This window comes from Stenotrophomonas sp. 71799_Sma (assembly GCF_056482505.1).
This window is the reverse complement of sequence record NZ_CM151202.1, coordinates 3240061-3266135: the sequence shown is the minus strand read 5'-3', so window position 1 is coordinate 3266135 and position 26075 is coordinate 3240061. Positions and strand designations below refer to the sequence as shown.

Annotated in this window: 25 protein-coding genes and 2 tRNA genes; 6 read left to right on the top strand and 21 right to left on the bottom strand. The window is 67.2% G+C overall.

The window, feature by feature from the left end; all coding sequences use genetic code 11:
• The 8 genes from pgaB to ACZK4Z_RS15195 all read right to left on the bottom strand — a co-directional run bounded on the left by pgaB (window position 1) and on the right by ACZK4Z_RS15195 (window position 8958).
• Window positions 1-1887: a poly-beta-1,6-N-acetyl-D-glucosamine N-deacetylase PgaB gene (gene pgaB / locus ACZK4Z_RS15230; RefSeq protein ID WP_285301650.1), complete on the bottom strand. Its 1887-nt coding sequence runs from the start codon at window positions 1885-1887 to the stop codon at window positions 1-3.
• A 1-nt stretch (window position 1888) separates the two neighbouring features.
• Window positions 1889-3916 carry a poly-beta-1,6 N-acetyl-D-glucosamine export porin PgaA gene (gene pgaA, locus ACZK4Z_RS15225; RefSeq protein WP_293797358.1) on the bottom strand — a complete coding sequence of 676 codons (2028 nt, stop codon included), beginning with the start codon at window positions 3914-3916 and terminating at the stop codon, window positions 1889-1891.
• A gap of 343 nt (window positions 3917-4259) precedes the next feature.
• Window positions 4260-5465, bottom strand: coding sequence for a CynX/NimT family MFS transporter (locus ACZK4Z_RS15220; RefSeq protein WP_032129410.1), 1206 nt, complete (start codon window positions 5463-5465; stop codon window positions 4260-4262).
• Window positions 5466-5686: 221 nt separating this feature from the next.
• Window positions 5687-5763 (bottom strand) — tRNA-Pro (locus tag ACZK4Z_RS15215).
• Between the two features lie 140 nt (window positions 5764-5903).
• A tRNA-Pro gene (locus ACZK4Z_RS15210) sits at window positions 5904-5980 on the bottom strand.
• A gap of 56 nt (window positions 5981-6036) precedes the next feature.
• Complete coding sequence (gene cydX, locus ACZK4Z_RS15205; RefSeq protein WP_032129411.1) at window positions 6037-6150, bottom strand: cytochrome bd-I oxidase subunit CydX; 114 nt, start codon at window positions 6148-6150, stop codon at window positions 6037-6039.
• 54 nt (window positions 6151-6204) lie between these two features.
• Window positions 6205-7359, bottom strand: a complete 1155-nt coding sequence (gene cydB / locus ACZK4Z_RS15200; protein ID WP_125894452.1) for a cytochrome d ubiquinol oxidase subunit II — start codon at window positions 7357-7359, stop codon at window positions 6205-6207.
• 15 nt (window positions 7360-7374) lie between these two features.
• The gene (locus ACZK4Z_RS15195) at window positions 7375-8958 is read right to left on the bottom strand and encodes a cytochrome ubiquinol oxidase subunit I (protein ID WP_032129413.1); all 1584 of its coding nucleotides are present in this window, start codon (window positions 8956-8958) and stop codon (window positions 7375-7377) included.
• 228 nt (window positions 8959-9186) lie between these two features.
• Here ACZK4Z_RS15195 and cydD point away from each other — a divergent pair, with 228 nt between their 5' ends.
• Both cydD and cydC read left to right on the top strand, forming a co-directional pair.
• On the top strand, window positions 9187-10932 hold the full coding sequence (gene cydD, locus ACZK4Z_RS15190; RefSeq protein WP_253143598.1) for a thiol reductant ABC exporter subunit CydD: 1746 nt from the start codon (window positions 9187-9189) through the stop codon (window positions 10930-10932).
• A complete protein-coding gene (gene cydC / locus ACZK4Z_RS15185) occupies window positions 10929-12602 on the top strand; it encodes a thiol reductant ABC exporter subunit CydC (protein ID WP_253143597.1) in 1674 nt (557 codons plus the stop codon). Before cydD ends, cydC begins: the two co-directional genes overlap by 4 nt.
• A gap of 91 nt (window positions 12603-12693) precedes the next feature.
• Here the strand turns inward: cydC and ACZK4Z_RS15180 are convergent, their stop codons facing one another.
• The 11 genes from ACZK4Z_RS15180 to ccmA all read right to left on the bottom strand — a co-directional run bounded on the left by ACZK4Z_RS15180 (window position 12694) and on the right by ccmA (window position 21051).
• Window positions 12694-13038 carry a DUF1294 domain-containing protein gene (locus tag ACZK4Z_RS15180; protein ID WP_253143596.1) on the bottom strand — a complete coding sequence of 115 codons (345 nt, stop codon included), beginning with the start codon at window positions 13036-13038 and terminating at the stop codon, window positions 12694-12696.
• Window positions 13039-14151 carry a homoserine O-acetyltransferase MetX gene (gene metX, locus ACZK4Z_RS15175; protein WP_125894446.1) on the bottom strand — a complete coding sequence of 371 codons (1113 nt, stop codon included), beginning with the start codon at window positions 14149-14151 and terminating at the stop codon, window positions 13039-13041.
• A gap of 138 nt (window positions 14152-14289) precedes the next feature.
• Window positions 14290-15279, bottom strand: coding sequence for a tetratricopeptide repeat protein (locus tag ACZK4Z_RS15170; protein ID WP_125894444.1), 990 nt, complete (start codon window positions 15277-15279; stop codon window positions 14290-14292).
• Window positions 15273-15722 carry a cytochrome c-type biogenesis protein gene (locus ACZK4Z_RS15165; protein ID WP_032129419.1) on the bottom strand — a complete coding sequence of 150 codons (450 nt, stop codon included), beginning with the start codon at window positions 15720-15722 and terminating at the stop codon, window positions 15273-15275. Before ACZK4Z_RS15165 ends, ACZK4Z_RS15170 begins: the two co-directional genes overlap by 7 nt.
• A 4-nt stretch (window positions 15723-15726) precedes the next feature.
• A complete protein-coding gene (locus tag ACZK4Z_RS15160) occupies window positions 15727-16344 on the bottom strand; it encodes a DsbE family thiol:disulfide interchange protein (RefSeq protein WP_125894442.1) in 618 nt (205 codons plus the stop codon).
• An 8-nt stretch (window positions 16345-16352) separates the two neighbouring features.
• Entirely contained in the window at window positions 16353-18272 is a 1920-nt protein-coding gene (locus tag ACZK4Z_RS15155) for a heme lyase CcmF/NrfE family subunit (protein WP_369352636.1), read from the bottom strand.
• Window positions 18273-18734, bottom strand: coding sequence for a cytochrome c maturation protein CcmE (gene ccmE, locus ACZK4Z_RS15150; RefSeq protein WP_032129787.1), 462 nt, complete (start codon window positions 18732-18734; stop codon window positions 18273-18275).
• Window positions 18731-18919: a heme exporter protein CcmD gene (locus ACZK4Z_RS15145; RefSeq protein WP_032129786.1), complete on the bottom strand. Its 189-nt coding sequence runs from the start codon at window positions 18917-18919 to the stop codon at window positions 18731-18733. Before ACZK4Z_RS15145 ends, ccmE begins: the two co-directional genes overlap by 4 nt.
• Window positions 18916-19686, bottom strand: a complete 771-nt coding sequence (ccmC, locus tag ACZK4Z_RS15140; protein WP_125894439.1) for a heme ABC transporter permease CcmC — start codon at window positions 19684-19686, stop codon at window positions 18916-18918. Before ccmC ends, ACZK4Z_RS15145 begins: the two co-directional genes overlap by 4 nt.
• 43 nt (window positions 19687-19729) lie before the next feature.
• Window positions 19730-20425 carry a heme exporter protein CcmB gene (gene ccmB, locus ACZK4Z_RS15135; RefSeq protein WP_032129785.1) on the bottom strand — a complete coding sequence of 232 codons (696 nt, stop codon included), beginning with the start codon at window positions 20423-20425 and terminating at the stop codon, window positions 19730-19732.
• Window positions 20422-21051: a heme ABC exporter ATP-binding protein CcmA gene (gene ccmA / locus ACZK4Z_RS15130; protein ID WP_032129784.1), complete on the bottom strand. Its 630-nt coding sequence runs from the start codon at window positions 21049-21051 to the stop codon at window positions 20422-20424. Before ccmA ends, ccmB begins: the two co-directional genes overlap by 4 nt.
• Before the next feature lie 186 nt (window positions 21052-21237).
• On the opposite strand from ccmA, the gene ACZK4Z_RS15125 reads away from it, so the two are divergent.
• The 3 genes from ACZK4Z_RS15125 (at window position 21238) to ACZK4Z_RS15115 (ending at window position 23745) form a co-directional block, all read left to right on the top strand.
• Window positions 21238-22386: a pyridoxal phosphate-dependent aminotransferase gene (locus ACZK4Z_RS15125; RefSeq protein ID WP_125894437.1), complete on the top strand. Its 1149-nt coding sequence runs from the start codon at window positions 21238-21240 to the stop codon at window positions 22384-22386.
• A gap of 14 nt (window positions 22387-22400) precedes the next feature.
• Window positions 22401-23207, top strand: a complete 807-nt coding sequence (locus ACZK4Z_RS15120; protein ID WP_125894435.1) for an amidohydrolase — start codon at window positions 22401-22403, stop codon at window positions 23205-23207.
• Between the two features lie 103 nt (window positions 23208-23310).
• Entirely contained in the window at window positions 23311-23745 is a 435-nt protein-coding gene (locus ACZK4Z_RS15115; protein ID WP_032129781.1) for a hypothetical protein, read from the top strand.
• Here ACZK4Z_RS15115 and ACZK4Z_RS15110 read toward each other — a convergent pair.
• A complete protein-coding gene (locus tag ACZK4Z_RS15110) occupies window positions 23732-24025 on the bottom strand; it encodes a hypothetical protein (RefSeq protein ID WP_125894433.1) in 294 nt (97 codons plus the stop codon). The genes ACZK4Z_RS15115 and ACZK4Z_RS15110 overlap by 14 nt on opposite strands.
• A 352-nt stretch (window positions 24026-24377) precedes the next feature.
• Between ACZK4Z_RS15110 and ACZK4Z_RS15105 the strand changes: the two genes are divergently transcribed.
• Window positions 24378-24785 (top strand): hypothetical protein, encoded by a 408-nt coding sequence (locus ACZK4Z_RS15105; protein WP_010486702.1) that lies wholly within the window; start codon window positions 24378-24380, stop codon window positions 24783-24785.
• A gap of 78 nt (window positions 24786-24863) precedes the next feature.
• On the opposite strand, the gene ACZK4Z_RS15100 is transcribed toward ACZK4Z_RS15105, so the two are convergent.
• A complete protein-coding gene (locus ACZK4Z_RS15100; RefSeq protein WP_293797782.1) occupies window positions 24864-26018 on the bottom strand; it encodes an MFS transporter in 1155 nt (384 codons plus the stop codon).
• Window positions 26019-26075: the final 57 nt, after the last annotated feature.

The following is a 26075-nucleotide window of genomic DNA, read 5'->3' as shown; positions in this document are numbered from 1 at the left end:
TCACTTCTCCGGGTACGGGAAGTTGCCGGCGGACATTGCCGCGCGGGCATCGCGGGTGGAGGGCTGGTCGGCGATGAAGTCGTCCGGGTACCAGGCGAAGTGGTGCACGCCCTGCGCCTGCAGCTGGCGGATCTGCGCGCGCAGGCGCTCGGCAGGAATCGGTTGCCCGCTGCGCCAATCGACGGTCTGCAGTTCGAACAGGGTGTGCTGCAGCTGTGGGTCATGTGCACGCACCGCGGCCAGCAGCTGGTCGAGCCAGCGTTCCGGATGCTTGCTGCCTTCCATCCACGGCATCGCCATCAGTGCGGTCTGGTCGTAGGCCTTGTTGAACAGGTCCAGGCGCTGCGCGAACCAGGCTTCGCTCTGCGGGCGCAGCACCGGCTCCGCGTACAGGTTGCGCACCGTGGCCAGCTTCGGCCGCCAGCGCTGCGCGCTGTTGCGCAGCGCCAGGGTGAAGTCGATCAACGCCTGCGTGCGTGCGCTGCCCCCATCGCCGGCCGCCAGCGTGGGCAGCTCGGTATCGCGCAGGTACCCATCGTCATGGAACAGCAGGCCCTCGAAGTAGGAGTTGACCGCCAGATCCTCGTAGAGGTCGAGCATGACCTGGCGCGCCTGGGGATTGGTGAAGTCCAGCCGGTACATGCCATCGGCATCGCCGTTGCGGATCGCCAGCGCCTTGCGCTGCACCGGGTCGGGCAGCTCGAAGCCGAGTACCGGCAGCCATGCGTAGACCTTCACCCCCGCACGCGATTTCAGCTGCCAGGCGACGCGACTGAACAGGTCCGCGCGCATCGGCATGTGGCGGTTGGGGAAGTACAGTGCATCGGCGGTGTTGTTGCCGTCCGGGTCGGCGAACGCCTGCAGGTAGACGTGCGTCGGTGCGATGCGCTTGACCCGCTCGATCAGTGCATCCAGATTGCGCGCCTGCTGTGCGGGCTCGGGGTCGTAGACATCATCCAGGTCGATCTGCAGGGCACGGATGCCATCGAGCGCGACGTCGCGGCGCAGCTCGTAGGCCAGCCCTTCCACGGTCGGGTTGTCGCTGACCAGGAAGCGCGCCAGGCCATGCAGGTCGCTGGCCACCGGCGTGCTGCGGCCCTCCAGATCGAAGGACACCGGCATGCCCAGCTGCTCGGCGATGTCGTTGCTCAACTGGTTGTAGGCCGCGTATGGCCATACGATGGCGCGCGGGCGCACGCCCAGATGCTGCTCGATGCGCTGCACGCTGCGCGAGAGATCGGCGCGCAGGCGTTGCGCGTACTGCGCCTCGCTCTCATAGCTGCGCGTGGCGGGGTTGTAAACGCGGGTCACGACAGCCGGGGTGGAGTTCCCCTGTGGGTTGGCGAGCACCCCGTGGTGCAGGTCGTCGGTATGGCTGGCCACTTCGATCAGGCCGCTGTCGTGCATCTGCTTCAGCTGTGCCCAGGTGATGAAGTCGTCGCGGCCGAACGGCCGGTAGCCATAGTCGATGGTGCGGCCAGGTGTCATGTCCACGTAGTCGGTGATCACCGCCACCAGCGCCGGATAGCGGTAAGCCTGCAGCAACGGGAAGGCCTTGTCGTAGACGCTGCGCAGGCCGTCATCGAAGGTCAGCAGTACCGGTTTCGGTGGCAGCGTGGCGCGTCCCCGGGAGGCGTCGATCACCTGCGACAGCGACACCGGGTGGTAACCGTGTGCCCCCAGCCAGTCCAGATGGGCGGCGAAGTTCTGCGTGCTCACCGCATAGGTATCGGCATCCCCCTTGGCTGCGACCTGGTCGCGGATGTCGTGGTAGCTGAGGATCAGCAGGCCGTTGTCGATCGCATCGAGATGCAGGGCCTGCTGCGCGAAGGCCGGCGGCGCAGCCGACAGCAGCAGGAGCACGATCAGGCGCAGGATGCGGGTCATGTCAGTCTCCCCAGCGCAGTGCGGCTTCGAAGCCGATATGGCGTTCGCGATGGCCGTCGTAGACCGGCCGCGACCAGCGCACGCCATACTCGAACACGCGGCCCTGGCCCAGCTGCCACTCGTGCATGTATGACACCGACGGCACCAGTGCACTGCCGAAGCCGTCCTGCCAGTAATCGCCCAGCGAGACGGTCAGCCGGTGGCGGAAGTGGCGTTCGTAGTGGCGCCACAGCTGCTGGTCGATGCGCAGGCCGATCTCGACCATGCGATCACGCTTCGGGTTGAAGTAGGGAGCATCATCGCGGCTGCCGCGACTGGTGTATGCACTGCCCAGGCCATCGATCAGCCACCGTGGGCGTGTCAGCAGCCGCTGCTCGACGCTGGTGCTGAACAGTTCGCGATGGTTGCCATCGTCGTAGCGGAAGCGGCTGGCGCCGAACATCCAGTGCGTGCGTTCGCTGCGCCGGTAGTCGACCTGCGCGCTGACGCTGTCGGCAGTGATGCCGGCCACGCGCGCCTGCATTGATGCATCCGGATCATTGCGTGCGGCGGTCAGTCCGGCATGCCAGTGGTCGTTGAACTGCCAGCCCGCGCCGACGCGCAGGCCGGTATCACCGATGTGGTCGTTGGCGCGCAGCACTGCAGCTTCCGCATTCAGACGGCCGAATCGGTAGCGTACGCCCGCGCCCAGCCACAGCGGGTCGATGCGCTGGTCCTGGAAATCGACCGAGCGCCGGTCGGCGAAGGCGAACAGCCGCCAGCGATCGTCGAGTACGGGTGTCTGGACTTCCATGCCATAGCGGCGGTCGTCGTTGCCCAGTGGCGAGGTGCCACCACCGCCGGAACTGCGTCCGATGTCGGTCCATGCCTTCAGCTGCCAACCGCGGTGCGCGCGCCAGGCCTGGTCCATGCGTTCGACGGCGGGCTGGGTGGGGTAGCGCGCGACCAGATCGTCGTGCAGCGGTCGCGCCAGGTCATCGCGTTGCAGGGCGACGTAGGCTTCCTGCATGCCCAGCCGTGGTTCGATGTCGCGCGGGTCCAGCGCATGCGCCATCTGTTGCCGTTGCAGCGCCCTGCGTGGCCAGCCGCGCATCATGTACACGCTGCCCAGCGCGCTCTGCAGGCCGCCGTTGCCCGGTGCGATGTCGACCATCGATTCCAGATCGCGCTGCGCGGTGGGCAGGTCACCGCTGTAGGCGCGCACCATCGCCAGGTTGAGGTCGGCTTCGTAGCGCGACCAGTTTGGATACGGCGACTTGCCGTTGCTCCAGCGCCAGGCAGGTTCCTTGTCGCGCCACGCCTGCAGCAGGTCGACGGCCTTTTCCTGCTGCTCGCTTTCCAGGTAGGCGTAAGCCAGTTCCGAATGCGAGGCGTCGCGCGTCGGATCGCCTGCGACGGCCGCCTGCAGCACCGGAATGGCTTCTTCCGGATGCAGCGTGCCCATCAGCGAATCGCCGACCGCAGGCAGAACATAGTCGGGCAGGGCATGGCCTTCAGCCTGCAGTGCGCGGGCTTCCTCGCGCACCTGCGCATGGCGGCCCAGCCGGTTGAGCAGGATCAGCCGGTCCATGCGGATGCGCAATGGCGCCTGCACAGGTGGGGTGCCTTCGCTGCCCAGATAGCGCTGCATGCGCGCCAGGGTCGATTCGGCTTCTTCCAGCCGGCTGTCTTCGCTGCTGCTGTAGGCCAGGCTCCAGACCACCAGCTTGGCCAGGTAGTCGCCTTCGATGCGTTGCTTCTGAGCAGCGTCGAACAGTTGCGGGCGCTGCTGGTACAGCTCCCAGGCGCGCCAGGCATTGCCGATGTCGCCCAGGGTCAGGACGCGCAGCTTGAACAGCAGGTCGTCGTTGGGCTGCTGCTGGCTGGCGCGCTCGATCGCGCCGAGCGCATCCAGCCAACGGGCCTGGTCGCGGTAGCGGCCGATCTCGGCCAGGGCCGCCTCGCGGTCAGGCGGGGCAGCGCTGCTGGCCCAGGCCAGGGCGGTACAGGCAAGGCCGACGCAGAGCGCCAGCCGGCGGTGGACAACCATTGGGGACCCCCTTGGCTTCCGAACCAGACAACCTGAAAAATGTGACGCACATCACATGCCAGATTTTGGGATGGCCGTGGCCTGCGTCACTCCCCTCGCGAACTCCCATCCAGCAGGGATGGGCGAAACCAGGACAGCGACCTGCAATGTCTTGTCTGAAACGAGAGTCCCCCGCACACCGAGTGGTGGCCTGGGCGGCGCTGCCGCCCCCATGCCCGATGCCGGCACGCGGCAAGGATGGGCATTCGTGGGCACTATCCGCCCGGAATTGTCAGCCCGGCGTCAAAATGCGCAGACGGGCTGACGAGCGGTAGGTGGGGCCGGTTGCGAGGCCCCACGTGGCTTACCAGAGGTCTTCCAGCTTGCGCGGCTTGCAGGCCACCCAGGAGGCGCACAGCATCAGGGTGGCGCAGCCGAACAGGAAGCTGAATGGGATCGTCCAGCCGTCGCTGACGGTGTGCAGCCAGCCGACCAGGAACGGCCCCAGGCAGCTGAAGCTGTAGCCCACGCCCTGCATGAACCCGGACAGCGCGGCCGAGCCGGTGGGGGTGCGGGTGCGCAGGTTGATCAAGGTCAGCGCCAGCGGGAAGGTGGACGGACCGACGCCGAGCAGGCAGGCCCACAGCAGCGGCGCTTTCATCGGGGCCACAAGCAGGCCGGTGAAGGCGATCACGAACGAGAAGAAACCGATCAGCACCAGCGGGAACGGGTTCTGCAGGCGCACCGCCATCGACGGAATGACCAGCGACGGCAGCAGGCCCAGTGCCGAGAACACGGCGACCATCACGCCGCCGAACGCGGGCGTGCCACCGGCCTCGACCACGATGCGTGGCAGCCAGGTGAACATCGAATAGGTCATCAGCGAGGTCATGCCGAACATGAGCGTCATGCTCCAGCCCAGCGACGTGCGCCAGACCTTGCCGTGCGGCTGTGCGGTGGGATCGGTGGCGTCGGCCTGCGGCTTCGGTGCGCGCCTGGCCAGCAGCAGCCACGGCAGGGCGGCGGCCAGCGCCAGCAGCGCCCACATGCCCAGCGATACGCGCCAGCCCGCAGCATTCGCCACCGGCACTGCCAGCAGCGCCGGCAGCATCGTGCCCAGCTGCAGCACGCTGATGTACAGCGTGCTCATGGTGCCAACCTTGTTGGCGAAATAGCGCTTCACCAGCGGCGGCACCACCACGTTGCCGATGCCCATGCCGGCCAGTGCAACCACCGAACCGAGCAGCAGCGTGCCGACGTTGCCGGCGCTGGAACGCAGCAGCAGGCCGGCCATCGCCATCACCATCGCCAGCAGCGTGGTGCGTTCCAGGCCCAGGCGCCGCGCCAATGCCGGCGTGGCCACGCCGAACAGCGCGAACGAGGCGGTCGGCAGCATGCCCAGCACGCCGGTCATGGTGGTGCCGAAGCCGAACTGCTGGCCGAGCACGTCCAGCAGCGGGGTGATCGAGGTGACCGCAGTGCGCAGGTTGACCGCTGCCAGCAGGATCGCGGCAAACGCGAGGACACGACCGTGCAGCAGCGACGGCGAATCGGAAGGGGAGGAACTCATCGGTGGTCCTTGCAGGTGTCGCACGCCGCAGCAACGGCATGCAGCGCCGGCATCGGTCTACGCCGAAGCGGCAGGTGGGGGGGGGGCTGCAGGAGGGCCGGCAGCGCGGCCATTGTACGTGCGCTGCGCGGCAAGGTCCCGTCACGCGGGCGGCCTGGCGCTTGATACAAAAAAACCCGGAGGACAGTGATGTCTTCCAGGCTTCTTGGTGACCACCGAAGTGGTCGGGGAGACAGGATTCGAACCTGCGACCTCTACGTCCCGAACGTAGCGCTCTACCAGACTGAGCTACACCCCGAAGGGAGCCGCCTATTCTAGCGATTCACCCCGATGGCGGCAAGGGGTGAATGCTGTTTTCTTCACACTGCCGAAGCAGTGCCACTTCAGGGAACAAAAAAGCCTGGACGACTTCACCAGGCTTCAATGCGACCACTTGAGTGGTCGGGGAGACAGGATTCGAACCTGCGACCTCTACGTCCCGAACGTAGCGCTCTACCAGACTGAGCTACACCCCGAAGGAGCCGCCTAAGATACCGTGTGAAGGCCCTGTCGGCAACCCTTTTTTACAGTTTCAATGCACGTCGTTGTCGGTGCGGGCGCTTTCGCGCGCTTCGAACCACATCCCGTTGAGGATGGCCACGACCGAGGCCAGTCCGGCACCGAGAATCCAGGCGAAATACCACATGGTCAATCTCCTATGTTCAAGGGATGTGCCGACCGTGGGCCGGCACACCGGCAATCAGTAAGCGTTGGGGTTGTCGCCCATTTCCTCGACCGTCGTCTTGCCCTTCAGTACGCGGTACACCCAGGTGGTGTAAGCGATGATGATCGGCAGGAAGATGGCCGTGGCCAGCAGCATGACCCACAGCGTCAGATGGCTGGACGAGCTGTCCCAGACAGTCAGGCTGGAGGTGGGCTGGCTGGAGGACGGCAGCAGGAACGGGAAGATCGCAAAGCCGACGGTCAGGATGATGCCGGCGATCGAGGCGCCCGAGGCGATGAAGGCCAGGCCACCACGACGTGCGCGCAGCAGTACCGCGCTGGCCAGTGCGCCCAGCAGGCCCAGCACCGGGAACACCAGCGTCGCCGGCATGGAGCTGTAGTTGCGCAGCCAGCCACCGGCGACCGTGCCCAGTTCGGCGGTCTTCAGCAGCGGATTGGTCGGGCCATCGGTGACCACCTGCGAGGTGATCTGGTAACCCGGCAGGCCGAAGGCTACCCAGGCACCGGCCACGGCGAACAGCACAAAGCTGACGATGGCGGCGACGCTGCCATAACGTGCGGCACGTTCGGCCACCGGGCCGTCGGTCTTGATCACCAGCATGGCCGCACCATGCGAAACCAGCATGGCCACGCTGATCAGGCCGGCGATGAGCGCGAACGGGGTGAGCAGGCCGAAGAACGAACCGGTGTAGGTCACGCGCAGGGTGTCATCGAAGTGGAACGGCACACCCAGCAGCACGTTGCCCACGGCGACGCCGGCAATCAGGCCCGGCAGCAGGCCGCCGATGAACAGCACGCGGTCCCAGTTGTCGCGCCAGCGCTTGGACGGCAGCTTGCTGCGGTACTTGAAGCCGACCGGGCGCAGGATCAGCCCGAACAGCATCGCAAACACCGCCAGGTAGAAGCCGGAGAAGCTGACCGCATACAGCGGCGGCCATGCGGCGAAGATCGCGCCACCACCCAGCACCAGCCAGACCTGGTTGCCTTCCCACACCGGGCCGACGGTGTTGATCACCAGCCGGCGTTCTTCATCGGTCTTGGCCACGAACGGCAGCAGTGTGCCGACACCAAGATCGAAACCATCCATCACGGCCCAGCCGATCAGCAGGATGCCGAGCAGCAGCCACCAGATCACGCGGAGCGTGGTGTAATCAAGTGCAATGAATTCCATCTGGATTCTCCTGCCTCAGGCCTGGCCGGGGGCGACTGCATTGGGGGAAGCGGGGCGGATATCGGCCTGCAGCGAGGGCAGGATGTCGTCCGGACCCTTGCGGACCGCCTTCAGCATCAGCTTGATCTCGATGATCAGCAGCACCGTGTACAAGCTGGTGAACACCGCCAGCGTGGTCAGGATTTCATGCAGTGCCAGGCCCGATGCCGCGTAGAAGGTGGGCAGCACACCATCCACCGCCCACGGCTGGCGGCCGTACTCGGCGACGAACCAACCGCACTCGATCGCGATCCACGGTGCCGGCAGCGACCACACGGCCAGCTTCAGGAACCAGCGCTTGTCCTGGAAGTTGTTGCGGCACGAGAAGTAGAACGCCAGTGCGAAGAAGGCGATCAGGTAGAAGCCCAGGCCCGCCATGATGCGGAAGGTCCAGAACAGCGGGGCCACGCGCGGGACGGTATCCATCGCGGCCTTGGAGATTTCCTCCGGCGTCGCGTTGAGGATGTCTTCGCGGTAGCGCTTCAGCAGCAGGCCGTGGCCGAGATCCTGCCAGTGGCGATCGAACATCTCGCGTGCTTCGAGGTCGTTCCGGTTCTTCTTCACGCGTTCCAGTGCGCCATAGGCGATCTGGCCGCCGCGGATGCGGTGCTCGGCACGCTCCACCAGTTCCAGGATGCCCGGGATCGGCTGGTCCAGCGAACGGGTGGCGATCAGGCCCATCAGGTACGGGATCTTCACCGCGTAGTCGTTCTGGTGGGTGTCCTGGTTGGGAATGCCGAAGGCGGTGAAGTCGGCCGGTGCACGCTCGGTTTCCCACATTGCTTCGATCGCGGCCAGCTTCATCTTCTGGTGTTCGCTGGCGGCGTAACCACTCTCGTCACCCAGCACCACCACCGACAGCGAGGACAGCAGGCCGAAGGCTGCGGCCACCGCGAACGAACGGCGGGCCATGTCCCGATGCTTGTTGCGCAGCAGGTACAGGGCGCTGATCGACATCACGAAGATCGCACCGGTCACGTAGCCGGCACTGACGGTGTGCACGAACTTGGCCTGGGCCACCGGGTTCAGCAGCACCGCAGCGAAGTCGACTACTTCCATGCGCATCGTTTCCGGGTTGAACACCGCACCGGTCGGGTTCTGCATCCAGCCGTTGGCGATCAGGATCCACACCGCCGACAGGTTGGTGCCCAGCGCCATCAGCCAGGTCACAGTGAGGTGCTTGACCGGGCTCAGGCGCTTCCAGCCGAAGAAGAACAGGCCGATGAAGGTCGCTTCCAGGAAGAACGCCATCAGGCCTTCGATGGCCAGCGGCGCACCGAAGATGTCGCCCACGTAGTGGCTGTAGTACGACCAGTTCATGCCGAACTGGAACTCCATCACCAGGCCGGTGGCCACGCCGATGGCGAAGTTGATGCCGAACAGGGTGCCCCAGAACAGGGTCATCTGCCGCCAGACCTGCTTGCGGGTCATCACGTACACGCTCTCCATGATGGCCACCATGAAGGACAGGCCAAGCGTGAGCGGTACGAATAGGAAGTGGTACATCGCGGTCAGAGCGAATTGCAGCCGCGACAGTTCTACGACTGTCTGATCAATCATGGCCTGGCTACCTCGTTGGATAGTGCCGTTGCAGGTGGCGGGAAGGGTGGTCTACGGGGTGAATGATGTGACCGACTACTTCAAACAGCCTTGATCCAGATCAATGTATGAATGGGTATTCAGGAGGATCGTATGCCAACCCGATGAAGACTGCGACCGCCGGCCGCAGGGGGAGGCTGTTGCCTGCGCCTACAATGCCGTGTCTCCCCTGTTACCCGTGAAGACCCCTTGAGCGCTGCCGAAACGACCCCTGACGGCCTTTCCCCGGAAGCCGAAACGACCCGCCAGCGGCGTGCCCGCACCGCCTGGCTGGCCGATCTTGCGCGCTCCGCTCGAGGTCGCCAGCGGCTGGCGGCGCTGTGCATCAGCCTGTCCGGCGCGCTGCTGATCGGCCAGGCCGCTGCCATCGCCTGGCTGGTGCAGCAGGTGCTGGTGGAACGCGCACCGCTGGCGTCGGGCCTGCCGGTGCTCGCTGGGCTGGCGGTGATCCTGGTGCTGCGCACGCTGCTGGGCAGCGCCACCCAGGCGGCTGCCGGTGATGTGGCCGATGCCGCGCGGTTGGCGCTGCGCGAGCGTGTGTTCGCGCGCCTGCTTGGACATGGGCCGCTGTGGCTGCGCCAGCGCCGCACCGGCGAGCTGGGCGAACTGATGCTGCATCACGGTGATGCGATCGAGAGCTATTACAGCGGCTTCCTGCCGGTGCGCACCGAAGTGGTGGTGGTGCCGCTGCTGATCCTGTCCGCTGTGGCCTGGGTGGATTGGGTGGTGGCGCTGATCCTGCTGTTCACCGCACCGCTGGTGCCGTTCTTCATGATGCTGGTGGGCTGGGGCGCTGAAGCCGCCGGCCGTGCGCAGCTTGGCGAGCTGGCGCGGATGAGCGGCCACTTCGCCGACCGCATCAAGGGTCTGGGCCTGCTGCGCCTGTATGGCCGCGGCGAGGCCGAACTGGACGGCATCGCGGCCGCCGCCGAAGGCGTGCGCGTGCGTACGATGAAGGTGCTGCGCATCGCCTTCCTGTCGTCCACGGTGCTGGAATTCTTCGCCTCGGTGAGCGTGGCGATGGTTGCGCTGTACCTGGGCCTGAGCTATCTGGGCCTGATGTCGCTGCATGCAGCGGTGCCGACGCTGGGCGCCGGCCTGTTCTGCCTGCTGCTGGCGCCGGAGTTCTACGCGCCGCTGCGGCGGCTGGCCGCGCACTACCACGACCGCGCCAACGCGCTGGCCGCTGCCGCCGAAGTAGAGCGCCTGCTGCAGTCGCTGCCCGGGGAGCAGGGCTTGATCGAAAGCGAGGTTGCACCGTTGGCGGTGGAACCGGCCGAGGCTGCCTTGCCGCCGCTGCAGGCGCAGGGTCTGGTGCTGCGCCCGCTGGGTGCGCCGCATGATGTGCTGCAGGATCTGGACGTGCTGCTGGAACCGGGCCAGCGCCTGGCCCTGGTCGGTCCCAGCGGGTCCGGCAAGAGCACGTTGCTGGAAGCGCTGGCGGGGTGGTTGCCGCCGCGTGCCGGCAAGCTGCAGCTGCGGCCCGGCGTGCAGGTGGCGTACGCCAGCCAGCGGCCGTACCTGTTCCACGGCAGCATCGCCGACAACCTGCGGCTGGCTGATCCCGGTGCCAGCGATGCGCGCCTGCGCGCGGTCGCCGAGGCCTCGCAGGTACTGCAGTTCGCGCAACGCCTGCCGCAGGGGCTGGATACCGTAATCGGCGAGCGTGGTTTCGGCCTGTCCGGTGGTGAAGCACGCCGCATCGGCCTGGCCCGCCTGCTGCTGCGCGACCCGCAGGTGCTGCTGCTTGATGAACCCACCGCGTTCCTCGATGCCGATACCGAAGCGGCGTTGCTGCGCAGCCTGGCCGCCTATGCACGCGGCCGCAGCGTGGTGGTCGCCACCCACAGCCCTGCGGTGATCGCCTGGGCCGACCGCTGCCTGCTGTTGCCGGAAGGCCGCCTGGTCGAGCCGGCACAGGCGGTGCGCGCATGAGCCGTTCGCCTGATTCGCTGCGCGCGGTGTTCCTGCGCCATCGCCCGCGCCTGCTGCTGACCGTGCTGCTGCTGTGGATCACGATGCTGGCCGGCACCGCCCTGCTGGGCCTGTCCGGTGGCTTCCTGACCGCCGCTGCGCTGGCCGGTGCGGCCGGGCTGGCGCAGGGCTTCAACTTCTTTTCGCCGTCGGCCGGCATCCGCGGCCTGACCATGGCGCGCATCGTGTCGCGCTACTTCGAGAAGCTGGTCGGCCACGATGCCACGCTGCGCATCGCCCGCGATCTGCGCGTGTGGTTCTTCCGCCGCGCGCTGCCACTGGCACCGGCGCGGCTGGGGGCCACGCGTACCGGCGAACTGCTGGCACGCCTGCTGGGTGACATCAATGAGGTGGATGGCCTGCTGGTGCGTGCGATCGGGCCGCTGGTGGCGCTGGGTGCGCTGTCACTGGTGGCGATCGCCTCGGCCGCGGTGATCCTGCCGTCTGCGGCGGTACTGCTGGCGGTGCTGGCGTTGCTGATCGCCTTCGGTGTGCCGTGGCTGGGCGTGCGTGGTCGCGACGATGAGGAGGCCGACCGTGCCGCGCATCGTGCTGCCCTGCGTACCGCAGCCTTCGAAGGACTGGAGGGCGCGGGTGATCTGGCCGCGTTGCATGCCGATGCAGCGTGGCAGTTGAAGGTGCGCGTGGCGGCAAAACAGCTGGCTTCGCGGGATCGTCGTCGGCGCTGGCGCCTGATCGCGGCCTCGACCCTGCATGGCCTGGTCGCCGGGCTGGGCCTGGTGGCGATGCTGGCGTTGGCCCTGCATGCGGCCGAACAGCAGCGCATCGCGCCGGAAATGGCGGCGGGTCTGGTGTTCCTCACCGTGGCACTGATCGAACTGTGGGCCGGCATGGGCCTGGCCTGGCAGTCGCTGCAGTCCGGGCGCATCGCCGCCGATCGCCTGCAGGCCATCGTCGAGCAACCGCCGACGGTGGAGGACCCGCAGGCGCCGCAGGCGGTGCCGCAGGCCGCGCGCGTGCATTGGGATGACGTGCACTTCCAGTGGCCCGGTGCGGCGCGGCCGGTGTTGTCCGGCCTGCAGCTGACACTGGCGCCGGGCGAGCGGATCGCGATTCGCGGCGACAGCGGCAGTGGCAAGACCACCCTGTCGAGCCTGCTGCTGCGGCTATGGGATCCGCAACAGGGACGGTTGACCTACGGGGGCCGCGACCTGCGTGATTTCGCCCAGGCCGACTGGCACCGGCAACTGGCGTGGCTGCCGCAGAACGCGCCGGTGTTTGCCGGCAGCGTGGCCGAGAACCTGCGATTGGGTGATCCCGATGCCAGTGACGCAGCGTTGTGGGCGGTGCTGCGTCGCGTGCGCCTGGGTGAGTGGGCCGAGCGCAACGGTGGCCTGCAGACCTGGGTGGGCGAGAACGGCGCGACGATGTCGGCCGGCCAGGCACGACGCCTGGCGCTGGCGCGCGCGCTGCTGCGCAATGCGCCGATCCTGCTGCTGGACGAACCGACCGAAGGCCTGGACGTGGATACCGCACGTGCGTTGCTGCAGGACCTCTCCGGGTTGCTGGACGGGCGCAGCCTGCTGATGATCACCCACGACGACCTGCCCGACGGCGTGGTGGATGCGCAGTACCGGTTGCGTGATGGGGGAGTGGTGCGCGAAGCGTGAATGGTAGTGCCGGCCGCTGGCCGGCAACCTCATGGCGCTTGATACGGATACGGAATTGCCGGCCAGCGGCCGGCACTACCCATTCGAAGGGTTACCGCGAGAACTCGCGCAGCATCACCGCGATCGAGGCCACGTTGGCCAGCACGCACAGCCAGAACACCCACTGGAATCCGGCTTTGCGATGCTTGTGGCGGAACAGCGCCTGGCCCAGCAGCGCGCCCGGCCAACCGCCGGCAAAAGCCAGCAACTGCAGTGTGCGCTCGGGAATCCGCCACTGCTTTCGCTGCGCCGCGCGCTTGTCGTGGCCGTACAGGCCGAACGACACTGCGCTGGAGAGCAGGCACCAACCGCCCAGCCACAGCGGCAGCACGCCGCTGACCGTCAGTGCGATCAACGCACCGAATGCGGCCAGCGCGAGGTTACGCCGCCATGCCACTTACAGCGCGTCGAGGAAGCCGCGCACGGCCGGGCCGAAACGCTCGAAATCGACGAGGAAGGCGTCATGGCCCTGCGGCGACTCCAGACCGATGAAGCGCGCATCGGCACCGCCGGCGCGCAGGCCGTCGGCGACCTGTTGCTGCTGCTGCACCGGGAACAGGATGTCGGTGTTGGCGCCGATCGCCAGCGCCTTCTCCACCCGGATCTTCGCCAGCCCGGCCAGCACGTCGCCGTCGGCATACTCAGCCAGGTCGAACCAGTCCATCGAACGGCTCAGGTACAGATAGCAGTTCGGATCGAAGAAGCGCACGAAGCGCCGTGCATGGCCTTCCAGATAGCTTTCCACCTGGAATTCGAGGCCGAACGGATCGTCGTCGGCCTGGTCCGAATCCAGCCGCACGCGGCCGAAGCGCCCATCCCATTCCAGTGCCGAACGGTAGGTGATCACGCCCAGCTTGCGCGCCATGCGCATGCCGGACTCGGGATACTCGGCATCGTCGTAGTGGCCGCCATTCCAGCGTGGATCAAGGCGGATCGCCTCGCGCTGCAGCGAACGGATCGCGATCGAGAACGGCAGTGCCTGCGCACTGCCGGAAATGTTGACGTGGCTGCGCGCAATGCCCGGGTGCAGCATCAGTACCGCGAGTGCGGTCATGCCGCCCATTGAATTGCCGACCACGCAGGCCAGCTGTTCGATGCCCAGGGCACGCACGACTTCGATGGCGGCGCGTGCGCCGTCTTCGATCGACAGCTCGGGGAAGTCGAGGCGATACGGTTGGCCCGTGGCCGGGTTGAGCGAGGCGGGACCGGTCGAGCCCTTGCAGCTGCCCAGCGAATTCACGCATACCACGAACCAGCGGTCGGTATCGATCGGCTTGCCGGGGCCGACCATGCCTTCCCACCAGCCCACTGCGGGGTTGGCGTCATTGGCAGCGGCGTGTGCATCCGGCGACAGGCCGGTCACGATCAGGATCGCGTTGCTGGCGTCGGCGGCCAGCGTTCCCCAGGTTTCGTAGGCCACGCGTGCGCCATGCAGGGCGCCACCGCGCTTGAACGGGAACGGCGAGGGCAGGGCGTGGAAGCGGGTGCCGGGCGGGATGAATTCGGTCATGCAGCCATTCTAGCGGGGCCGCATGTGGAGCTGGCGACACGCTGGTTTCCATCGGCGATGCACCCGGTGGTGCCGGCCGCTGGCCGGCAACCTCATGAATCTGGATGCGCCCACGTGGTTGCCCGCCAGCGGCCGGCACTACGGGAACCGCAGCTCCACCACGCCTTCATGCGGCAGGCTCACCTTCACCGGCACGCTCTGCAGGTCATCCTCGCCGCGGTTGGCACTGCCGCTGCGCGAGATGCGTGCCAGCACTTCCACTTCGCGATGCGCGGACAACGGTGCGGTCGGCATCGGGCTGTCTGCGTCGCCCAGCCCGACCGTGGCCGGGAAACCGGCCAGAGGCAGCTTGCGTGCGGCCACCGGCATCGGCGGTCCACCCACGGCGCGGGCCAGCACGAATACCTGGGTGCTGGCGGGCCACTCGGCGTTGTTCAGCGCAGGCAGTTGCACGCGCACCTGCAGCAGCGCCGGTGGCGCCGCAGCGGCAGCATCGGGCGCCTGGCCGGCGGCCTCACGGGCGATGGCGATCTGCGCCTGCAGCGCCTGCGCGGCGCCGGGCTCAAGCCGTGGCAGCAGGCCGCTCCAGATGTCGGCAGCCTCGGCATTCTTTCCGCGCTGGCGCAGGGCGATGCCCAGCAGCCAGCTGGCGCGCTCTGCATCGGGCGCCAGCGCACGAGCCTGCTGCAACCAGGCCATCGCGGTGTCATCGAACTGCTTGCCGGCATCGGCCTGCGCACGTGCCTGCGCCGCTTCCACCAGCACGCCGGGGTCTTCCGGGGCGAGAGCGGCAGCACGTGCGAAGGCATCCGCTGCGGCTGCGGCGTTGCCCAGTTCGGCCTGCGACCGGCCCAGCAGCGTCCAGCCATCGGCTCGCTGCGGGTCTCGCTTCAGTGCATCCTGCAGGGCCTGCACGCCATCGCGCAGGGTGGCTACCGACGGGGTTGGTTGTACCTGTGCTGCACGCGGATCACCAACCAGCAGATACAGGCAGGCACCGGACACGCCCAGCGCGAGCACACCCACCACGAAACCGCGGCGACCGTGGTGGCGCAGCGGCCACAGCACCAGCGCCGCCATCAGTGCGGCCACCAGTCCAGCCAGCATCGGCAGCCAATGGCTCACCATCCGTCTCCTTCATCGGTCTTGCTGGCGGGGGCGGCAGCAACCGTGCGGCCACGGCGGCGGACGATGCCCAGTACCACCAGCGCGCCGGCGCCCAGCACCAGCAGCGGACCGCCCCACAGCAGCCAGGTGCCCGGCTGTAGAGGCGGTTGATAGAGCACGAACTCACCGTAGCGCGCGACCAGGAACTGCTTGATCTGTGCGTCGTCGCGGCCCTGCTGCATCAGCTGCAGCACCTCGCGGCGCAGGTCCTGCGCGATCTGCGCGTTCGAGTCGGCCAACGACTGGTTCTGGCACTGCACGCAGCGCAGCTGCGCGGCCAGGTCGTGGAAGCGGCGTTCTTCGGCGCCATCGCGGAACTGCAGTGGCTGCGGATCATGCAACGGCTGCTGTGCCAGCACGGCCAGGGGCAGCATCAGAAGCAGCAATGCCAGCAGCCAGCGCATGGGCTCAGGGCGCCGTGTGCAGCGTGCTGCCGGCATTGCCCTGGGCCTTCTCGATCTTCTCCAGTGCCGGGATCAGCTTCTCGTCGACCACGCGCTGGGTCATCGCACCGCTGTACTTCCAGCGCACGACACCGCTGCCATCGACCAGGAAGGTTTCAGGTGCCGCGGTCACGCCCCAGTCGATCGCGGTGCGGCCTTCCACGTCGCTGAGCACGACCATGAACGGGTTGCCCAGCTGTTCCAGCCAATGCAGGGCATCGGTCGGTTCATCCTTCCAGTTGTAGCCGATCACGCGCACGCGCTTGCTCTCGGCGAAACGGGTCAGCACCGGGTGTTCCTCGCGGCAGGCCGCGCACCAGCTGCCCCACACGTTAAACAGGTAAGGCGCGCCGCGCAGTTCGTCGCTGTGCACGATCATTTCCGGGTCGTGCAGCACCGGCAGCGCGAACGCCGGCGCCGGCTTGTCGATCAGCGCCGATGGCAGCACGTCGCGCTGCGGATCGCCCGATTTCATCACCCCGTAGATCATCAGCCCGAGCAGGCCGAAGAAGAACAGCACGCCGATCACGATGGCTACCGGCGGCAGCGGGCGGGAGGGGCGCGGGGCGGGGGACTCGGACATGGAAACTCCTACGGACGACGGAAGCGGCGGTCGGCGGCGGTGATGAATCCGCCCAGGGCCATCAACAGCGCGCCCAGCCAGATCCAGCGCACGAACGGCTTGATGTGCACCCGGACCGCCCATGCATTGTTGCCCAGCGGCTCGCCCAATGCCACGTAGACATCACCATCGAGGCGTGCATCGATGCCGGCCTCGGTCATCACCTGGCCGCCGCTGGCGTACTGGCGCTTTTCCGGATGCAGCAGGGCCAGCTCGCGGCCGTTGCGGAACACGCGCAGGTGGCCGCGGTCGGCGATGAAGTTCGGTCCTTCGCGATGGTCCACGCCCTCGAAGCGTACTTCGTGGCGGCCGACCACCACCTGCTGGCCCGGTGCCAGCGCCACTTCACGCTGTACGTTCAGGGCTTCCACCAGCAGCGCACCGGCCAGGAACACGGCGATGCCGGCATGGGCGACGATCATGCCGAGCATTTCGGCGGTGAAGCGGCCATTGCCGCGCAGTCGCTGCCAGACGAAACGTGCGGTACCGAAGCCGACCCAGACCGCGGCAGCGACACCGAGACCGGCCTTCCAGCCGTTCTGCGGCGCCTGCCACCAGGCCAGCGCACCCAGCAGCACCGCCAGCCCCAGCCAGGGTGCCAGCAGCGCGAACGCGCGCGAGGGCTGGTCGCGTTGCCACTTCACCAGCGGGCCGAACGGCAGCAGCAGGATCATCGGTGCCATCAGCAGCAGGAACAGGCTGCCGAAGTAGGGCGGGCCGACCGAGATCTTGCCCAGCGACAGTGCATCGGCCAGCAACGGATACAGTGTGCCGAGCAGCACCATCGCGCAGGCGGTGGCCAGCAGCAGGTTGTTGGCCAGCAGCAGGGTCTCGCGCGAGGTGGCGGTGAAGCCACGGCGCGGATCGTCGGCGTCCACGCTGAGCTGGCTGGCACGCAGCGCGTACAGCAGCAGGCTGCCGCCGACCAGCACCGACAGGAACACCAGGATGAACAGGCCGCGCGACGGATCTGCAGCGAACGAATGCACGCTGGTCAGCACACCGGAGCGCACCAGGAAGGTGCCGAGCAGCGACAGCGCGAAGGCCGCGATCGCCAGCAGCAGGGTCCAGCTGCCGAAGGTGCCGCGCTTCTCAGTGACCGCCTGCGAATGGATCAGTGCCGCACCGACCAGCCACGGCATGAAGCTGGCATTTTCCACCGGGTCCCAGAACCACCAGCCGCCCCAGCCCAGCTCGTAATAGGCCCACCAGCTGCCCAGCGCGATGCCCAGGGTCAGGAAGCCCCAGGCGACGTTGGTCCACGGCCGCGTCCAGCGCAGCCAGCGTGCGTCGACACGACCTTCCAGCAGCGCGGCCACGGCGAATGCGAACGGCACCGCGAAGCCGACATACCCGATGTAGAGCATCGGTGGGTGGATGATCAGCCCGGGGTCCTGCAGCAGTGGATTGAGGTCGCGGCCTTCCAGCGGTGCCGGGTTCAGGCGCAGGAACGGGTTGGAAGTGAAGATCAGGAAGGCGAGGAATCCGATGCTGACGATGCCCATCACCGCCAGTACACGCGCCTGCACCGGTGCCGGCAGGTGCCGCGAGAACAGCGCCACTGCGCCGGTCCACAGCGCCAGCACCAGCGCCCACATCAGCAGTGAGCCCTCGTGCGCACCCCACACCGCCGAGTAGCGGTAGATCATCGGCAGCAGCGAATTGGAGTTCTCGGCCACGTAGCGCACCGAGAAGTCCTGCTGCACGAACGCAGCGGTGAGCACCGCGAAGGCGCCGGCGAGCAGCAGCAGTTGTGCGAAGGCGGCTGGCCGTGCCACCGCCATCCATGCCGTGTTGCCGCGATGCGCGCCGACCAGCGGCAGCCCGGCCTGCAGCAGCGAGGCCAGCAGCGCGCACAACAGCAGGATCTGACCCAGTTCGGGCAGCACTCAGCGCACCTCGGGTGCCGTCACCGGCACGTCATGCTTGCGATGGGCGTCGCCCATCTTGTCGGCCACTTCCTTGGGCACGTACTTCTCATCGTGCTTGGCCAGCACCTCGTCGGCGACGAACACATCGTCCTGCAGGCGGCCACTGGCGACCACCGCGGTGCCTTCGGCGAACATGTCCGGCAGGATCCGCGACGTGGTCACCGCCAGCTGGGCATCGCCGTCGGTCACTTCAAAACGTGCTTCCAGCGAACCGACCGGGCGGTTGAAGGAGCCCTTCACCACCATGCCGCCCAGGCGGAACCGCGACTGCGCATCGACATCGCCGCGCAGCACTTCCGAAGGCGTGTACAGGTAGGCGATGTTGCGTTCCAGCGCCATCGCCACCAGCGCGGTGGCCAGCCCGGAGGCGAGCAGGGCCAGCAGTACCCAGACCAGGCGGCGACGTTGTACCGGCGTCATCGTTCCAGCTCCGTCGACAGCGGCGCCGCAGCGTCCTGTTTGACGGCGCGGGTCTGCTGCCGCTGCTGGCGTGCCAGCGCCAACCGGCGTGCCACGCGCAGGCGCAGCCACGAACCGATGGCATCGGCGCCGAGTACCAGCACGAACACGGCGTAGGCGCCGATCACATAGGGCAGGTGGGTCATGGCTGGGCCTCCCCGGCCGGACGTGCGGCATCGACGCGGCCGCCGACCCAGGCCTTGCCGGCCTCGCGGTCGAGATTGTCGGCACGGGCCTTGGCCAGCACCGAACCGGCGAACCAGAACTTGGTGCCGATCACCATCCACCACAGCGGCGCGATCATCGCGCTGCTGATCGCCGATTCACCGAACACGTTGATCGACTGGCGCTGGTGCAGGCCGCCCCACCAGTCCACCGAATAGCGGATCACCGGCAGCAGGCTGACGCCGACGATGGCCAGCAGGCCGGCTGCGCGTGCGGCGCTGCGGCGGTCCTCGATGGCGTGGTACAGGCCGATCACGCCCAGGTACAGGAACAGCAGCACCAGCTCGCTGGTCATGCGCGGGTCCCAGTCCCACCAGGTGCCCCAGGTGCCCTTGCCCCAGATGCTGCCGGTCAACAGGGTGATCAGGGTGAAACCGGCACCCATCGGTGCGCAGGCCATGGCCAGGATCTCGCAGACCTTGATCCGCCAGATCAGCGCGATGGCGGCATACAGCGCCATCAGCGCGAACACGAACAGGCTCATCCAGGCACTGGGCACGTGGATGTAGAGGATGCGGAAGCTGTCCAGCTGCTTGGCTTCCGGCGGCACCACCAGCAGCGCCTGCCATATGCCGACCAGCAGCACCGGCACCGCCGCGAGGTAGAACACCCGCGACCAGCGGGCAGCGAAACGGTCGAACGTGGGAGGCGAACCGAGTTGGTGGAACCAGCGGACAATCGGATTCATGCGTGGCGGCTATCCAGCAGGGGTGGATTGGCTCTCAGCTCGGTCAACTCAGAGAAATACGTATTGCAGCGGCGGTGGCCAACGGCGCCAGCACCAGCGCGACCAGCAGACCGGCGCCCAGCATCAGCAGCGCACCGACCGGATCCTGTCCGCGTCCCGCCGCTGCCAGGCTGCCTGCACCGAACACCAGCACCGGCACGTACAGCGGCAACGACAGCAACGCCACGAGAATACCAGAGCGCCGGATGCCTACGGTCAGTGCAGCGACCACGCCACCGATCAGGCTCAGCAACGGTGTTCCCAGCAGCAACGATGCCAGCAACATCGGCAGCTGGTCATGCGGCAGATGCAGCATTTCGGCCAGCAACGGGCTGACCACGATCAGCGGCAGCGCAGTGGTGGCCCAGTGCAGCAGCACGCGCACCAGCACCAGCCAGGCCAGCGGCACCGGCGCCAGCAGCCATTGCTCCAGCGAGCCGTCTTCGGCATCGGAGCGGAACAGTGAATCCAGTGACAGCTGGCCGGCCAGCAGCACGGCCAGCCACAGCACCGCGCCGGCGGTGGCGGCCAGTAGTTGCGGTTCGCGGCCCTGGGCGAGCGCGAACAGCACCACCACCAGTACCGCGAACAGCAGCGGCTGCAGCGCATCGCCGCGGCGGCGCCAGAGCAGGCGCAGGTCGCGCTTGAGCAGGGCCGCTGCGGTCTGCCACAGGCCCGGTTCGGTGCCTGGCGCGATCATGCGGTACCGCCGAGGTCGAGCTGGCGGGTACGCACCGGTGGTGCGGCATAGGCGCCGTGGGTGGTGACCAGTGCAGCGCCGCCGGCACGCAGATGCGCGGAAATCATCCGGTTGACCAGGGTGATGCCCTCCAGGTCGAGGTTGGCATAGGGTTCGTCGAGCAGCCACAACGGCGCCGGTGACAGCCAGATGCGTGCCAGTGCCAGCCGCCGCTTCTGTCCGGCGGACAGATGCCGAACGAGAGTGTCCTCATAACCGGCCAGGCCGACGATGGCCAGCGCGTTGCCCGGCATCTGCCGTGCGCGACGGCCGTGCAGGCCGCACAGGAAATGCAGGTTCTCCAGCGTGTCCAGATCGGGCTTCAATGCGGGCAGGTGGCTGAGGTAGGCGACGTAACGCGCGCGCTCGGCATTGCCGGCCGGCCTGCCATCGATCTGCACCTGCCCGGCACCAGGCCGGGCCAGGCCCGCCAGCACGCGCAGCAGGGTGGTCTTGCCGGCGCCATTGCCGCCCTGCACCAGCAGGGCTTCGCCGGCGTCCACATGGAAGTCCAGCGGGCCGAACACCGGCTCGTCATTGCGGGAAAAGCTCAGGCCGCTGGCGGCCAGCAATGCAGGGGTGTTCAAGGGGCAGGGTCTTCATGCCGGAGTGCGGCGGCAATTGTAGCGGTGAATGCATACGGTAGTGCCGGCCGCTGGCCGGCAGGCGCGACCAAGCGTCGCAGATAGTCCCGGGTTGCCGGCCAGCGGCCGGCACTACCGAAGCAGGGATTGCGTAAACTCAGGGGCCTGTCTCCCCATATCCCCAGGCCGATGCAACCCAACACCAAGCTGCCCAAGGTCGGTACCACGATCTTCACCGTGATGTCCCAGCTCGCTGCCGAACACGGCGCGGTCAACCTGGGCCAGGGTTTCCCGGACTTTTCGGCGCCGCAGCGCCTGGTCGACGAGACTGCCAGGGCGATGGCCGCCGGGCTGAACCAGTACCCGCCGATGACGGGCGTGGCGCCGCTGCGCCAGGCCATCGCGCAGAAGGCGCTGGACTGCTACGGCGCGCAGGTGGATGCGGACAGCGAGATCACTGTCACCAGCGGCGGCACCGAGGCCATCTTCAACGCTATTCACGCTGTGGTGCGTGCGGGCGAGGAAGTGATCGTGCTCGACCCGGCGTATGACTGCTATGAACCGGCGATCGATCTGGCCGGCGCCAAGGCCGTGCATGTGTCGCTGGATCCGCAGACCTTCGCCGTCGACTGGGACCGCGTGCGTGCGGCGATCACCCCGCGTACCCGCATGCTGATCGTCAACACCCCGCACAATCCGTCCGGTGCGATGCTGTCGGCGCAGGACATGCAGGCGCTGACCGAGCTGCTGCGCGGCACGCAGATCTATCTGATCTCCGATGAGGTGTACGAACACATCATCTATGACGGTCGCCGCCACGAGTCGGCGCTGCGCTACCCGGAACTGCGCGAGCGCGCGTTCGTCATCTCCAGTTTCGGCAAGACCTACCACTGCACTGGCTGGAAGATCGGCTATGCGATCGCCCCGCCGGCGCTGACCGCCGAGTTCCGCAAGGTGCACCAGTACAACACCTTCACCAGCTTCGGCCCGGCGCAGTACGGCTTCGCCGCGATGATCCGCGATGAGCCCGAACACCACCTGGAGCTGGGTGCGTTCTACCAGGCCAAGCGCGATCGCTTCCGCGAACAGCTGGCCAGCACCCGGCTGAAGGCGCTGCCGGTGCCGGGCGGTTACTTCCAGCTGGTCGACTACTCGGCCATCAGCGACCTGCCGGACCATGAGTTCGTGAAGTGGCTGACCATCGAGAAGGGCGTCACTGCCATTCCGCTGTCGCCGTTCTACGAGAACCCGCCGGCCGGCCAGCGCCTGGTGCGCCTGTGCTTCGCCAAGAATGAAGCAACGATGGACGCGGCGATCGAACGCCTGCGCCTGCTCTGAGCGGAGGCGTGAACATGCAGGACCTGCGCATTTCCCTCGTCCAGGGCGACACCCGCTGGCATGACCCGGCGGGCAACCGTGAGTACTACGGCGCGCTGCTGGCACCGCTGGCGGGCACCACCGACCTGGTGATCCTGCCGGAGACCTTCACCAGTGGCTTCTCCAACGACGCCATCGCCCAGGCCGAAGGCATGGACGGCCCGACCGTGGCCTGGGTGCGCGAGCAGGCCAAGGCCTTGAACGCGGCGGTCATCGGCAGCGTGCAGCTGCGCGAGGGCGAGGGCGTCTACAACCGCCTGCTGTTCGCCACGCCCGACGGCGAGCTGCAGTACTACGACAAGCGCCACTTGTTCCGCTATGGCGGCGAGCACGAGCGCTATGCGGCCGGTCGCGAGCGCCTGAGCGTGGAATGGAAGGGCTGGCGGATCAATCCGCAGGTCTGCTACGACCTGCGTTTCCCGGTGTTCTGCCGCAACCGCTACAACGTTGAACGTCCACAGCAGCTGGATTTCGACCTGCAGATCTTCGTCGCCAACTGGCCGTCGGCACGTGCCTATGCGTGGAAGACACTGCTGCGTGCACGTGCGATCGAGAATCTGTGCTTCGTTGCCGCGGTGAACCGTGTCGGCGTCGATGGCAACCAGCTGCATTACGCCGGTGACAGCGCGGTGATCGACTTCCTCGGCCAGCCACAGGTGGAAATCCGCGAGCGCGAACAGGTGGTCACCACCACCATCTCGGCCGAGGCGCTGGCCGCACACCGCGCGCGCTTTCCGGCGATGCTTGATGCCGATGCCTTCCACCTGGACGAGCAGGCCTGAGCGACGGCCTGAACGCCGCCGCACCAGCGCGCGCGCCTGCATTCAACGTGCACGCGCGCGCTGCTAGATTCGCCGCCAGTCCGACCGAACTGGAAGTCCTGCCATGAACACGTCCTTCGCCCTGCTGCTGGCGCTGTCCGCCGCATCGCTGGCCCCGGCCGCGCACGCCGCCGGCAACCTCGACTGCGAGCTGCGCTACAACCTCTCCGGCTGGTCGCTGATCTACAAGACCGCCTCCGGCAATGGCACGGTCACCTGCAGCAACGGCGCCAGCATGCCGGTGCGCATCCAGATGAAGGGCGGCGGCCTGACCGTGGGCAAGTCGAAGATCACCAACGGGCGTGGCAGCTTCACCGGCGCGGTCAGCGTCAACGAACTGCTGGGTACTTATGCCTCGGTCGGCGCGCATGCCGGTGCGGTGAAGTCCAGCAACGCACAGGTGATGACCAAGGGTGATATCTCGCTGGCCCTGTCCGGTACCGGCAAGGGCTGGGACCTGGGCGTGGACGGCACCGCGTTCACCCTCAGCCGGCGCTGAGGCGCGACGGCTCGGCAGATCCCCAGCTGATGCGGATGTAGTGCTGTTCGGAATCGCTCAACAACCGTTCGACACTGAAACCATTCTTGAGCAGTTGTGCGGTCACGTCTTCGACGAGCTGCTCGCTGGCCATCACCTGGCTGAAGCCGAACACGAGATAGCGGCGGCCATTCTCCGAGCCGATCTGGATCGAGTTGTCGAGGTCGCGGTAGAACTGTTCGATCGGGCGCTTGGCGGCATCGGCGTTGGCGCGTGCCTGTTCGGCGGTAATGGTGATCATGGGCATCTGCCTGGTGTGGGAGAGCGCGCACGATAGCCAGCGTCCTGATGTGAATTCCGGGCGTGGCGCACAATGCCTTGTGTTTGCAGCAATTCCTAACATGCGGTGTGAGCGTCGATCCGCGCTGGAAAAGTGCCGCGCGACGGTGAGCATCCTGCATCGACATGAGGTCATCGGTCAGGGATGGGTTCCAACGGCAGTGGAGGCGTGAAACGCGCCGCCCACAGGGGATCCTGCGGCCATCCGATGCTGTGGGCGCTCATGCATTTACGTTTCCTTGACCCTGCAGTAACCCCGCAATGCCTAACAGGGACGTCCCAGCGATTCTGCTGGGATCATTGGAGACGCTGGAATGGAGTTCAGAACGTCCGTGCTGCTCGTGGCCCTCATCGCCACGCCCGCCATCGCCCACGCCGAGGTCTGCCTGTCTGACAGCGGACTCGTTGTGCCGTGTCCTAGCCTGTTGCCGCATCCGGTGACGGCCAGATTCGAGATCGGCACCCTGCCGCGTGTGGCTGGCTCGCCGTCGGAAATCTACATCACAGGCGGCGGCCAGGTGGATGGAACGAGTAATTTCTCGGTCTATGCCAATGGTCAGTTCCTGTGCCGTACCAATGACAATTACGACGGTGGCAACACCACGCCCATCCGCCATTGCACCGCGACCATCGCAACACCCGGGACCTATGTGATCTCAGCGTCGCGCAACAGTCCTGGCAACTTCCTCGCGCCGATGGACGAAGTGATCAACGTGCAGTAACCCGCTGTTCTCTGATCCAGGCCCCGGGGCAGGGACCTCGGGGCCACTGCTGCCCGCGTGGCAGCAGGAGCGAGTCTTTCATCGTTGCGATCGGCAGCCAGGCCTTCCGCCGTCGACTGACCGATCCCGCTGCAGCCACAAGGCCAGCAGGCCACACACGATGAGGGTCGGTGCCAGCAGCTGCACTGCACCGACCAACGCCATTGCCGCGCCGATCAACAGGTAGTAAAGCAGGCCGAACAGCGCGCCTGCGCTGCCGAGACAGTGTGGATAGCCGCGCAGGGCCTGGCCGAGCACATTGGGAATGGCAAGGCCGAAGCCAGTCACCACCGGCACCATCGCCGCGACCAGGGCAGGGTGATCATGCAGCAGCGCGGCCAGCAGGCCTCCCGTCAGAACCAGGCCTGCGGCGATGCGGATGCGCGTGGTTGCGGCAACGCCTGCACGCAGCAGGCGGCCATTGCCCCACGCGCCCAGTGCCGAGCCCAATGCCAGCACCGCGCCGCTGGCGCCGAACCAGGTGGCTGGCCAGTGCAGGCGCGCAAACAGGAAGGGGCCGAGTGCATACCAGCTGTACATCGCCACGTTGAAGGCCATCACCAGCAACGCGTGTGACCAGATCCAGCGATCGTGCAGCAGTTCCCGCAGCAGCGGCAGCATGGGCGTGTGCGGGATATGTGCAGGGCGGCTTTCGCGCAGGCCAGCCAGGCATGCGACTGCCAGCAGGACAGCTATCAGCAGCAGGCCGGACTGTACGCCGAGATAGCCATTGGCGGCGACCAGCAGCGTGCCCAGTGCAAGACCGATGGCCGGGCTCAGGGCCAGGGCCATGCCGATCCAGGAGAATGCCTGGGCCAACGCTGGCCCCTGCAGATGGTCGCGCAGCACGGTCTGGGTCACCACCGAAGCGGCGGCGGCGCCGACTGCGGCCAACGCCTGGGCCAGCAGCACGTGGCCGAAGCTGCCAGCCACCAGCCCGCCCAATGCGCCCGCTGCGAAAACGCCGAGGCCACAGAGAAGGGCAGGGCGACGACCGATACGATCGGCCAGACGCCCCCACAGCAGCACGCCTGCAGCGAAGCCGAACAGGTACAGGCTCATGGCCTGGCTGGCGGCACTCGGCGGCAGGGCGAAGCGTTCGGCCAGATCGGCCAGGGCCGGGCTGTACAGGGTCTGTGCCAACTGCGGAAACATCAGCAGTGCAATGGTGAGCAGCAACAGGCGGCGCGACATGCGGGCGCTCCAGGAACAGGGCCGCGCATTGTGGTCGCGTCCGCAATGGCGCACTCT